Origin of the sequence: Corynebacterium auriscanis (assembly GCF_030408435.1) — a bacterium.
Taxonomy (GTDB): domain Bacteria; phylum Actinomycetota; class Actinomycetes; order Mycobacteriales; family Mycobacteriaceae; genus Corynebacterium; species Corynebacterium auriscanis.
On sequence record NZ_CP047046.1, the window covers coordinates 2,292,516 to 2,304,762 of the forward strand.

General features: G+C 60.9%; 10 protein-coding genes. All 10 read right to left on the bottom strand.

The features are described from left to right. Positions 1–5: 5 nt before the first annotated feature. Positions 6–611, bottom strand: a complete 606-nt coding sequence (locus CAURIC_RS09785) for a histidine phosphatase family protein (RefSeq protein ID WP_035113560.1) — start codon at positions 609–611, stop codon at positions 6–8. A 94-nt stretch (positions 612–705) separates the two neighbouring features. Then, positions 706–2,016: a glutamate-1-semialdehyde 2,1-aminomutase gene (gene hemL / locus CAURIC_RS09790; RefSeq protein WP_290182688.1), complete on the bottom strand. Its 1,311-nt coding sequence runs from the start codon at positions 2,014–2,016 to the stop codon at positions 706–708. 51 nt (positions 2,017–2,067) lie between these two features. Further along, positions 2,068–4,656: a heavy metal translocating P-type ATPase gene (locus tag CAURIC_RS09795; protein WP_246815889.1), complete on the bottom strand. Its 2,589-nt coding sequence runs from the start codon at positions 4,654–4,656 to the stop codon at positions 2,068–2,070. Between the two features lie 123 nt (positions 4,657–4,779). Next, positions 4,780–5,313 carry a hypothetical protein gene (locus tag CAURIC_RS09800; RefSeq protein ID WP_235700710.1) on the bottom strand — a complete coding sequence of 178 codons (534 nt, stop codon included), beginning with the start codon at positions 5,311–5,313 and terminating at the stop codon, positions 4,780–4,782. 17 nt (positions 5,314–5,330) lie between these two features. After that, positions 5,331–6,122, bottom strand: a complete 792-nt coding sequence (locus CAURIC_RS09805) for a hypothetical protein (RefSeq protein ID WP_052094914.1) — start codon at positions 6,120–6,122, stop codon at positions 5,331–5,333. A gap of 13 nt (positions 6,123–6,135) precedes the next feature. After that, entirely contained in the window at positions 6,136–7,155 is a 1,020-nt protein-coding gene (gene hemB, locus CAURIC_RS09810) for a porphobilinogen synthase (protein ID WP_035113558.1), read from the bottom strand. A gap of 86 nt (positions 7,156–7,241) precedes the next feature. Further along, positions 7,242–9,041, bottom strand: a complete 1,800-nt coding sequence (locus tag CAURIC_RS09815) for a uroporphyrinogen-III synthase (protein WP_290182692.1) — start codon at positions 9,039–9,041, stop codon at positions 7,242–7,244. A 176-nt stretch (positions 9,042–9,217) separates the two neighbouring features. Beyond that, positions 9,218–10,222 (bottom strand): hydroxymethylbilane synthase, encoded by a 1,005-nt coding sequence (gene hemC / locus CAURIC_RS09820; RefSeq protein ID WP_035113843.1) that lies wholly within the window; start codon positions 10,220–10,222, stop codon positions 9,218–9,220. Between the two features lie 48 nt (positions 10,223–10,270). Continuing rightward, a complete protein-coding gene (locus tag CAURIC_RS09825) occupies positions 10,271–11,695 on the bottom strand; it encodes a glutamyl-tRNA reductase (RefSeq protein WP_084588120.1) in 1,425 nt (474 codons plus the stop codon). 232 nt (positions 11,696–11,927) lie between these two features. Beyond that, a complete protein-coding gene (locus tag CAURIC_RS09830) occupies positions 11,928–12,221 on the bottom strand; it encodes a glutaredoxin family protein (RefSeq protein ID WP_425474809.1) in 294 nt (97 codons plus the stop codon). Between the last annotated feature and the right edge of the window lie 26 nt (positions 12,222–12,247).

Consider the following 12,247-nt stretch of genomic DNA (forward strand, 5'->3'; position numbering starts at 1 on the left):
GCTACCTAAATCTCCTGCGCTGGCTCTGAGTAATAGATATCCGTCAAGTGCGCACCATCGAAAACGAGGGAAGTTACAGAGGCCACCTCGCATTGACGGGCCGCTGGGTTGTGAGCCAAGGGCAGGCCCATGGCATCACGCTGGATCATGACGATCGGCAGCTGATGACTCACCAGCACGGCTTCATGACCGCGCGCTTTATCGCGAGCGGCCTCCACGGCCGCCCACATGCGATCGCGAATCTCAGTATAAGGCTCGCCCCAGCTGGGGACAGTGGGGTTTTTCAACAGTGGCCACAACTTTGGGTTCCACAGTTCGCTGCGAATGCCCTTGATGTGCCGCCCCTCCAACTGGTTGCCGGCTTCCAGCAGGCGTTCATCTGTTTCGATGGAAAGATTGGTGGCCTTGGCGATCGGAGCCGCGGTCTCCTGCGCGCGCTGCAGCGGTGAGGCAGCCACATAGGTGACGTCGTGATCCGCGAAGTCCCGGGCGACCGCGTGAGCCATATTCCGCCCGCGTTCCGAGAGGTGATATCCGGGGATACGCCCGTAGAGAATCTTCTCTGGATTGTGGACTAAGCCGTGACGAACCAAGTGAACGATCGTTGCCATGGTGTTGTAGTTTAGCGCCCTTCGGCTCAGTCTCCTAAGCGGGTTTATTGCCGAGACCTTGGGTTTTCCTGCCAAACCGCTGGAGTGCCAGCGATCACGCTTCCGCAGCGGCCGCGGCTTTCGCCGCCGCTGCGGCCGCCTTCTCGATCCGCGCGAAGTCATCGTCGGTCAAAGCCGCGGAGACAAACCAAGTTTCGAACACACTCGGGGGTGCAAAAACACCGCCGTCTAACAGCGCGTGGAAGAACGGGGCGTAACGGAAAGTCTCGGCCGCTTGCATCTGCTCGAAGTTCGTCCCCTCCCCCTCCGCAAATCGGAAGCTGAACATACTGCCCGCCCGTTGGACGTGGTGGGTAACGGATTCAGCGCTCAGAGCATCCGAGATCAGCTGAGCAACCCGATCCGCATTGGAATCGAGCGTGCGGTAGACGGCGGCGTCGGCCAATTGCAAAGAACGCAAACCAGAGGCCACAGCAACGGGATTGCCCGAGAGCGTGCCTGCCTGGTAAACGGGGCCGACCGGAGCAAGGTGATCCATGATGTCCGCCCGGCCGCCAAACGCAGCCGCTGGCAGACCGCCGGATACGACCTTGCCGAACGTGGTGAGGTCACCGGCAACTGCATCCTTTCCGTACCAGCCCTGCTCCGAAACACGGAAGCCAGTCATCACCTCATCCAGAATCAGCAGCGCGCCGTTGGTGTGGCAAACTTCCTTGAGCTGCGCGTTAAATTCACCGGGATTAACGGTGCCCATATTGCCCGCAGCGGCCTCGACGATCACTGCTGCAACCTGGCCCTCGTTGTCCGCGAAGGCCTTCTTGACGGCCTCAAAATCGCGGTACGGCACCACGATCGTATCCGCAGCTGCGGCCTTGGTGATGCCTGGGGAATCTGGTAGGCCAAAGGTGGCAACACCGGAACCGGCGGCCACCAGAAGGGAATCCACGTGGCCGTGGTAGCAACCCTCAAATTTGATGATCTTGTCTCGGCCGGTAAAACCGCGCGCCAGGCGGGTGGCGGACATTGTGGCCTCGGTGCCAGAGTTCACCAACCGCACCTTCTCGGCACTCGTACGACGAACGATCTCGTCGACCAGGTCGACCTCCATGCTGGTGGGCGCACCGTACGACAACCCCTTAGCAGCGGCGGCGGCCACGGCATCCACGATCTCCGGGTGCGCGTGCCCGTGGATCATGGGGCCCCAGGAGCAGATGAGGTCAACATAGGTATTGCCGTCCTCGTCGTGCAGGTGGGATCCCTTGGCGCTGGTGATGAAAGGAGCAGTTCCGCCGACGGAGCCGAAAGCGCGCACTGGTGAATTCACCCCACCTGGGATGACCTTGCGGGCGCGTTCCATGGAAGCTGCGCTAGTAGTGTGATCCAAATGTGCGGCAGGGGTGGACACGTTGAGGTGTGCTCCTTACGATTGTTTCGGCGATTCGGTGCTCCCCCTAGCCTAGCGCTCTCGCGCCTCCTCCAGCGCATCCTCCCGGGCCATATCAATCGCGGTAGCCCGCAATTCCTCTCGACGGCGATGCTCACGGGCCAACTGCAATCGGGCGATCCAACCTTCCCAGCGGTGAGTTTGGCTGAGTGACGAACGGGAAAAGTTCCGATGCAGAATCCGCGCGCTGCGGAACTCAATCAGCGTGGAACTCAGCAGCATCAACACTGTCGCCAACATCGGGTTGAGGAATCCCAGGAGCGCCAATAGGACGGCCACCGCGTTGTAGCCCCAACTCAGCCACACATTCCAATCCACTGTGCGGCGAACGTGGCGGGCAAAATTCACGGTTTCGGGAATGGCCATGACATCATCGCGCAGCATCACTACGTCTGCAACACCCACTGCCTTGTCGATCTGATCCGCTGCCCCCAGCAGGATTCCCACATCGGCCACGCGCAATGCACCGCGGATGTCATTATCGCCCACCATCGCCACGCGCGCCCCTTGCGCGTGTACCCCGCGAACCGTCGCCTCCTTACGATTGGGGGCAATGCCAGCGAGCACCGTGGAAATCCGCATGGAATCTGCCACCCGACGGGCCACGGGATACGGGTCACGCGAGAGCATGAACGTTTCTAAGTCCATGCCCTCCAATTCGTCGATGGCTTCGGCCGCATCGGGCTTGAAATCGTCGATCACATTGATCACACCGCGATCGCGGCCCCGCCAGGAGATCACCACAGGCGAACCCCCGTCGACCAGCGCGTGGGCCAGCTTGGGATTGTGAACTTGCCCCACATCGCGCGGCCGCCACAACCGGGCTTCGATATGACGGCTGTCCCCATCCATTGGAATCACGACGGTGCCGATGAAGGTGCCATCGTCGGTCACCTTCACATCACCGGTATCCAGCCACTGTGGCACGGTCCCGTCACCGCTGCTGGCATCGCGGGCTTCGCGGTCTGCTCGCACGATCGCTTTCGATAGACCGTGGTCTGACTCCATGGATAGCGACGCCGCCACGCGCAACAACAACTCCGGGTTTTCTCCGTCTGCTGCCGTCACCGACTTCACTCTCATGGGGCCGGTGGTGAGGGTGCCCACCCGGTTGAAGATGATCGAATCCACGTCCGCCAAGCGGTGCAGTGTGGAGGTATCGCGCAGCAGCGTGCCTTGCGTGGCGGAGCGCCACAGGCCCAAGCGCAGCGCCAATGGTGCCGACAGAGCTAACGCCACCGGGGCCACACAGGCCAGAGCCGAAAGGGAGGTGGCCATGGCCGCATCCCACGACCCGACGAATCCCCACCAGATGAAGAAGTTGATGACCGCGATGCCCACCGTCCACGGCACCAACAAACTGGCAGTGCGGTTGGTGAGGTGCGCAATGCGGTTCTCGTCGCGCACGGCAGAGACGACCCAGCGTTGCATCGCAGCTAGGCGGGTTTGGGAACCCGTGGTGAGCGCGCGGATCTTCAGTTCATTGCCCAGGTTGCGGCCACCGGCGAACACCCGGTCTCCCACCGATACTTCCACCGTACGGTGCAATCCACCTACGGGGCCCAAATCAACCACGGATTTGCCGCTGATGACTTCGCCGTCGCTGGGGAATACGGAACCGCCCGGCATGATCATGTCATCCCCCACGCGGATTTCCGTGGAACTGATTTGCTTACGGCAGGTTTTACCTTGCCGGTTTTTGCGAACCACGGTGAGTTCCTCGATGGCGGGCAAGCTGAGCACACTCAGAATGGTCTTGCTGCGCAGGTGCGCGCGCCGTGAGAGCAATCGTCCGAACAGCAAGAGGATCGTTACACCGCACGACACGTCGAGGAATAGCGAGCCGTTAATGTTTGGGTCCGACCAGCTACCGGCTAACAGGATCTGACGGCTGCGCCACGACGGATCGCCCACGTCGGTGAACAGAACCATGAGCGCCGAGTACACGAACGCGATCAAAATGGCCAAAGAGCTGGCCCCATCCAACGCTGACATCCTACGGCGCAGCCCTCCCACCACAGCGCGGTGAAAAGGCCAGGCGCACCACGACATCACGGGGGCGGCGAGACCCAAGCACACCCACTGCCAGTAATCGAACTGCAGCCCGGGGAAAAGCTGCAGGATGACCACCGGCAAACCAAAAAGCACAGCTATGGCGAGCCGCGCCCGGGTGATGAGGTCGCGAGCTGTGTGCAGGCCCTCGGTGGAATCCAATCCAGAGCGTTCGTGGCTTGCTTCGTGGGCGTCGTTCCGCTTGCGGTGTTCAGCCAACCAAGCCCGTTGCGCAGCATGGACATTTCTTCGAATATGACGCCGCGTATGCGCCACCGCAGCGTGTGTGGAACGCCGGCGCAGTGACCGCTCGGTTTGCTGGGCCTGGATTCCGCACGTGTTAATGGTAGAGATAATGGTCTCCACATCCACATCAGGACCAGCGGAAACCCACGCGGTACCCGTGGAATAAATAACCACAGCCTCCACGTTGTCCATGCGGTTGAGCTCACGTTCCAACTGGGTAGCGTGAATAGCGGATTCTACGTCGTCGAGTTTGAAGGCAAAGCTGGTTTGGCCCAGCACATCGTTGGGACTATTAACCGCCATAGCGCGTGACCGCAATCCTTCCTAACACGTGAGAACCCCCGTGACTATCCCGCCCCGGGGTTGGACGACAAGTTAAAACGTCAGTGTATCGCTCATCCCAGATACGTAGAGCGCTGCAACGAATTAGCCACGTATCTCATCTCCGGGCAGAGTGCCGTCCCCTTCGACGGGCGTATCCAGGCGATGCCCGGCGTCGAAATACGGATCGGCCGCGGGACGGTAGGCCAGCAGCAAGCCGATAGCCAGCAGCAAGGCCAACAACGCGTTGCCTATAGCCGTGAACCCGAAAACCCAACCGGCCAGCATGAAAAACATTCCCACGGCAGCGATGTAGGTCACACCGCGACGCGCGCCACGGTAGCCATCGCGCACCCGCGGCGACAACAGCGCGATACCCAAACCGCTCACAGCGGTGACTCCACCGAGAATACGTACGTTATTCGCGACCGACTGCATACGCTCGGCTTCCTCTGGTGACGTGGGACTTTGATCCCATGAGGCGGCGAGCTGGAACCCGCCCACCACGATCATGATCACCCCCGTAGCCAGCAGCAGAGCGAACGCTGCGATGGTGGACCGAGGGGTGGGATCACCGGGTTTCCAGTGCTCTACACGGCGATTGCGATCGTCGCTGGCGCTGGCCATGGTGGGAAACATGCTGGGCACGGCAAAGCCTACTTTCCTCGAGAGTTAACGCTGGGCTTATCCGACTTAGATGATTTCTCTGGCTTGTCTTTGGCCTTGGCCCGGTTGTTGTTCTTAGCCCGCTCGCGATTCTTGCGGTCCTCGCGTTGCTTCTTTTCTAAAGCGTCAGCATATTGCCTCAGCTCCTCCGACGTAGGCCAACCCAGCCACGTTCCGTTGCCCGGGCGTGAGAAGAAATACACACCCACGATCGCAACCACCCCAGACAGGATGGTGAGGATGCCCGAGATAACCACAAATCCCAACGGCAGGGTTTCTGGCGCCTTCGAGAACAAGAGGAGCAGCGCGTTGATAGCCAAATAGAACGAGCCCACGTTGAGGAACATGCGGGAGTAATTCCCACCGCGCCCAGCACGCCACGTCAAAAACGCGCACAGGGCCGCTGCCAGCACAGTGATGGCTGTCATAGACAAGTTCAACATCCCCACCATGGAATCCATCGAGAGGTTGTTTTTCTCCATCACGTCCTTGGCGAACGCGTCGTCTTTCAACTGCTGGGCAACCTGTCCGCGCAGGGCCCGGTCGTCGGTGAGGTTGCCAACGAATTGCACTACGCCGTCCAACACTTGCATGGCGCTCACACTCAGCCATGCCCACACACCAAAACGCACGTCCTCGGGCGCGCCTTTAAGGCTGGGGGCCAATCCATCGGGTCGGCCGACCTTGGGGGGTTTGGGCATGTCACCGCGCGCGCCACCGGGATTGTTCTGTGGCGCTGGCTGCGGAGCGTGGGGGTTTTGCGGGAATCTATTAGCATTCATACCGTTGCTAAGCTTACTGGTTTAAGCGCTGCGCAGCCCACGTTGCCCAATACGTCAGGATGATATCGGCACCGGCACGGCGCAATCCGTACAAGCTCTCCATGATCGCCGGTTCCTTGTCGATCCATCCGCGCTCTGCAGCAGCGGAGATCATGGCGTATTCCCCGGAGACTTGGTAGGCGGCGACAGGCACGGGCGACATGTTAGCAACCTCGCGCAAAACATCCAGGTACGGCATGCCAGGTTTCACCATCACCATGTCTGCACCCTCATCGATATCCAGTTGGGTTTCCAAGATGGATTCGCGCAGGTTACGACAATCCTGTTGATAGGTGCGCCGGTCGCCTTTCAGGGAAGATCCTACGGCTTCGCGGAAAGGCCCATAAAACGCGCTCGCGTACTTCGCCGAGTACGCCATGATAGCCACGTCCTTATGCCCCGCTGCATCCAATGCCTCGCGGATAACCCGAACTTGGCCATCCATCATTCCACTGGGGCTCACAATGTGCGCCCCCGCATGTGCTTGGGCCACGGCCATCTCGGCGTAGGCCTGCAGCGTGGCGTCGTTATCCACAACAACATCACCCCGTGAATCGGCTGCCAGCACACCGCAGTGGCCATGATCCGTGAATTCATCCAAGCAGGTATCGGCCATCACCAAAATGTCATCGCCGAAACGATCCCGGACCGCCTGCAATGCCCGGTTGAGCACCCCATCTTCCCGAGCCCCCACAGAACCGGTCGCATCCTTATCCGCATCCAATGGCACACCAAATAGGTCGATGGAACCCACGCCTGCCTCGATCGCTTCCTCCACCGCCCGCAGCAGGGAATCGGTTGTATGCTGCACCACCCCGGGCAAAGACGAAATCGGTTTCGGCTCATCAATGCCATCGGCGATGAATGCGGGCAGGACGAAGCGGTTGGGGTTCAGGTCCGTTTCCGCAGTGAAATTGCGCATCACCGGTGAGGTGCGCAGACGGCGGGGCCGGCGAACCGGCAGTGCGTTGAAAGCATTCTGAGCGTCAGACATGCCCCCGATGCTACGCCACTGCCACGACAGCCCCCCCCCATTGTCCCCTGGGTCCCTTTGCCGCCCTGTCGCAGGCGGACTCGGGCTTAGCTGTTGGCCTTTTTACGTCGACGCCGCCTCTTTCGCGGAGGTGGCAGCTGACCCTTCGCGCGCAGATCTGCGACGTGTTCCGCTAGAGCATCCACGAGTTCGGGCACCCCGGCGGCCTCGGGCATCACATCCACACGCAACCCATGTTCGCGCGCTGTCTGGGCTGCCATGGGCCCAATGCACGCGATAATGGTGCGTGCATGGGGTTTGCCCGCGATACCGACCAAGTTCTTCACTGTCGACGAAGACGTGAAGCACACTGCGTCGAAACCGCCGGTCTTTATCATGTCGCGGATCTCCGGGCTGGGGGGCGCCGCGCGTACCGTGCGGTAGGCAACCACATCTTCTACGTCCCAACCTAGGTCGATCAGGCCATCGACCAAGACATCCGTGGCAATATCCGCCCGCGGCAGCAATACTTTGTCCACCATGTCCACATCGGGATCGTAAGCAGGGAATACATCCACCAACCCGGAGGCATTGCGCGCGTTATCTTTCGGCAACAGTTCCGGGATGATACCCAAGTCCAGCACGGATTGTGCAGTCTTGGGACCCACCGCGGCCACGCGGACCCCGGCCAGTGCCCGCGCGTCAAGGCCGAATTCCTGCAGTTTTGCCCACGTGGCTTTCACCGCATTCACGCTGGTGAATACCACCCAGAGGTAGTGCCCATCCACGATGCCCTTGATGGCGCGCTCCATCTGCACGGGCGAGCGCGGTGGCTCCACCGAAATCGTGGGCACCTCCACAGGAATGGCGCCGTGGGAGGCAAGGCGCGCGCTCATGGGTCCAGCCTGGTTCTTGGCGCGGGGCACCAGCACCGTCCAGCCGTATAGCGCGCGGTTTTCCCACCACGAATACTTCGAGCGGTTGCCCACTTCACTGCCGATGGTCACGATCAATTCCGCGGGCAGCTCACCTTCCCGAGCAGCCGGGCCCGAAGCCGCGGCAATGGACTTGAGCGTATCCAGTGTGACATCGTAACTGCGCTGTCGGCGAGTGGTGCCGTGCAAGGTCACCGTCGCGGGCGTGGATCCAGCTATACCCCGGGCTTTTAGTTCCGAGGCTATTCCCATGAGGTCGCTAGGGGACGCAGTGAGAATCAATGGCAGGCCAGCGCCGGCCAACTGATCCCAATCGGCGCCTCCGCGCACATCGGCGGTCGTCACGTCCGGGCCCACTCGAATACCGGTGAACGCTGGCACTGCGACTGACCCGGTCATGCCCGGCACTACCTGGAATTCCACTCCGAGGTTCTCTACCTCCTGCAATTCCAGCAACACCCCGGGCGTGCTCAGCGGGTTGCCCGCTACCAAGCGGATGACATCATTACCCGCCTTGGCACACGCGACCATTTGCTGGGCGATGACAGCCGGGTCGGCAGGTGCCATGACATCCGAGGCCTCGGAGGTCTCTGCGGTGTCGGAGGTCTCTGCGGTGTCGGGAACGTCTTCGTCTTCCCCGTCGCTTGCCACTCCGGGTGCGGCAAACACGACCTCCGCGGCCGTGGGCGGTTCCGGGCGTGGAGGACGGCGCCGCGCACCGGCCTCGCGAGCTGCGGCAATGCGCTGTTCCCACTCTTTTTCCGCAGCATCCAACTTGTGCTGTGGCACGGGCACCTTGGCCGCAATGAGGGACTGCACTCCCGTGAGAACGGCTGGGTCCACCCAGGCGTATGCGGTGTGCTCAATAACCTCGCGCGCGCGGACGGTCAGCAATTCCGGGTTACCTGGGCCGGCACCTACGAAGAGCACGCGGCCCTGCTGACCCACAGGGTCCAATCCGGAAACAGTCATGTCGTATGGCTTTCTATTTTCGCTGCTCGTGCTGGATGCACGAGAGTATCTACAAGCTGAGCGGCGGCCGGCTAACCATTCTTTTTTGGTTCCGACGCCACCCCGTGCCACCCCGCCTGCATTACTGAGTGGGGCGCTGGGGATTGTGAAAGAAGTCTTTAAGTGCTTATGAAGAGCTATCTGGCTTCTGCTACTAACGCGCTAGCACCGGCATCTAACAGTGCTGAGCCCAGTGAGCTGCCGGCTTCGAAGGCGCGTTTCAGATAATGATCGCGTTGTTCGAGCGACGGTTTCTCTCGGCCTAGGCCCGCATCGAATGTCACCTTCACACTATCCACTAGCTGTTTGCTTCCGTCCATTCCGAACACGCCGGCAAAAACGGTGAGCTCGGAATAGTCGCTACCCGACCATTCGGAGTGGGCGGCAACGGGGGCGGAACACCCAGCTTCGAGGGTGGCCAGCACCGCGCGTTCAGCGGCAGCCATAACGTGGCTGGGGAGGTGTTCCAGTGGCAGCACGGCTTGCCAGGCTTCTTCATCGTCGGCGCGAACCTCTACGGCCAACGCGCCTTGTGCCGGAGCTGGCATGAGCACGTGCGGATCCAGCGACTCCGCTGCGCGGTCTAACTGCCCCACGCGCTCCAGCCCAGCACGGGCAAGGATGACGGCATCGAGGTCGTTACCCACGCGCCCCATGCGGCTGTCGATATTGCCTCGCAGAGGCAGGATATCTAGATCGGGACGAACTGCGCGCAACTGCGAAACCCGCCGGGGCGCACTGGTTCCGACCTTCGCGCCTTCGGGCAGATCTCCCAGCTCCTTGTTATCCACGCTGACCAGAACCTCGCGTGGGTCCACGCGCTTGGGAACGACAATGCGGAAGCGCTTGTCCGGTGCGGTGGGAAGGTCCTTGAACGAGTGGACCGCTACGTCACATTCTTTGGCTGCCAATGCGTTGCGGAGTGTTTCGGTGAACACCCCCACACCGATTTGAGCAACGGGAATCTGCGAGGCCTGGGAAGCGTCACCCGGGGTGTGCACGATATGCAATTGTGCTTCCCACCCTTGGGCAGTGATCCCGGCTTGGACGTGGCCAGATTGGGTGGTGGCCAGCTGCGACCGGCGAGTGCCGATCAGCAGTGTGCGCTGGCCGGAGAGCTGGGACGCTGCCTGTTCGGTCACCGCGTTATTCTCCGAATCCGCGAGCGGGTTGTTGTTCTGTGACAATGTTTACACCTCACCAGTGTGGTTGCGGGTCGCGGAAATGGCCTTAACCTCGTTGGATACTTCCCGGATCGTCTTTGCGTTCGACTCGTTGACGACGGAACCGGTAGGCAGTTGAAACAGCGCGGCCAGTGCATCGGCATAACTGACCTGTTGCCCGCCGGCCGACAGGCGCTTGGCCTGCACGGTCGGTGTGTGCAGCAGTTTGTCCACGATACGGCGAACTGACTTTTGCACCTCTGCGCGGTGTTCCTGAGACATGCCTTCGGTGTGCTTTTCCAACAGCATCAGCTCTTCAGCCATCACATCGGCAGCCTTCTGGCGCAGAGCCTTGACTGTGGGGATGACCGATTGTGCCCGCTGCTGCTCCAGGAACTCCTCAAGCTCTTGGGCCACCACGAAGCGCGCAGAGTCTTCATCGGCCGCGGACTCTCCCGCCATGGTGGTTAATTCTTCGATGTTGAGGAGAGTCACACCCTCGTGCGCACCCGCCGCTTGCTCGATGTCCCGTGGCATGGACAGGTCCACCAACACGAGCGGGCGGATACGTTCGTCACCACCACGACGGGCCGGCTCCATGGCTTCCCTGACGGCCTCGCCGGTAACCACGCACTCCACAGCTCCGGTGGCGGACACGACGATGTCCACGGAAGCAAGCACATCGGCGATCGCACTAAACGGAACCGCGGACGCGTTCACTCCGGCCTCACGTGCATGGCCGACCAGATTTTCCGCCCGCGACAGGGTTCGGTTCGCGACGGTAATGTGTTCTACTCCCAACTTGCCCAAGTGGGTAGAGGCCAACGAAGCCATGGCTCCCGCACCGATTACTAAGGCGCGCTTGCCCATCAAATCGTCCACCCCACCTGGGGCGAGGTAATCCAGTGCCTTGTCCACTGCGAAAGACACCATGGAAGCACCCGCGGAATCAATCGCAGTTTCCGAGTGCACGCGCTTACCGGTACGTAGTGCCCGTTGGGTTAGGTCGTGCAACGTACGGCCAACCGTGCCGGTTTCCTTCGCATTCTGGTAGGCCCCGCGCAGCTGACCAATGATCTGCTGCTCCCCCATCACCATCGAGTCCAACCCGGATGCCACGTTCAACATGTGCTCCGCGGCGGCGTCAGAATAGTGCACATAAAGGTGTGGCTCCAGTTCCTCGGCAGGAACGGAAGAGAACCGAGAGATGGTCTCGACAACGTGGTCCAAACCGTCGTGGAATGCGTTGGCAACCGTGTAAAACTCCATGCGGTTGCACGTGGACAGCACGAGGGATTCGCTCAACGCATCGGATTCGGTGAGCGCTAGCTGCAGTTTCTGCATGTCTGCATTCGCCACTGAAACCTGTTCCAGCATCATGACCGGGGCGGAGCGGAAGGATAACCCAACGAGCAACACCTGCGCGGACCCTGTCCTGGCGTTACTGACCATGGGTATCTGGACCTCCCTAGAAGAGACTTATTTACGAACGTCTACGGTATCCCTTAACCCACCCCGATGACAAAACGTAGGTGAGGAACTGTTATATGAACGTTCCCTAAGACACCCACCAACCCCCAACCACAGCGGCGACGGAACAAAAAGGTGAGGAACTGTTATATGAACGTTCCCTAAGACACCCACCAACCCCCAACCACAGCGGCGACGCCCACCGACCCCATTTTTACCCCAGCGCCTCCGCAAGCTCATCGTTGTCAACTTCCCAGCACGCGAACTCTTCATCGTCGATCAGCACTACTGGTACACGGTCCCCGAACTCCAATGCCAACTCTCCACCGACGCCCCCCTCATCCACATCCACGACCTCCAGTAGGGCCCCGGCCTCCGCGACCACGGGCGCAATCTGCTCCCGGACCCGCGCGCATGAGCCACATGTTTTGCGGGTCAGGAGCGTAACAGTGCGCAGCCCCGTCATCTCGCGCTGCATGCCACTGTTGCCACTGCCACCTGTATCCATCGAACGTTGCCTCCACTCTTCCCGTA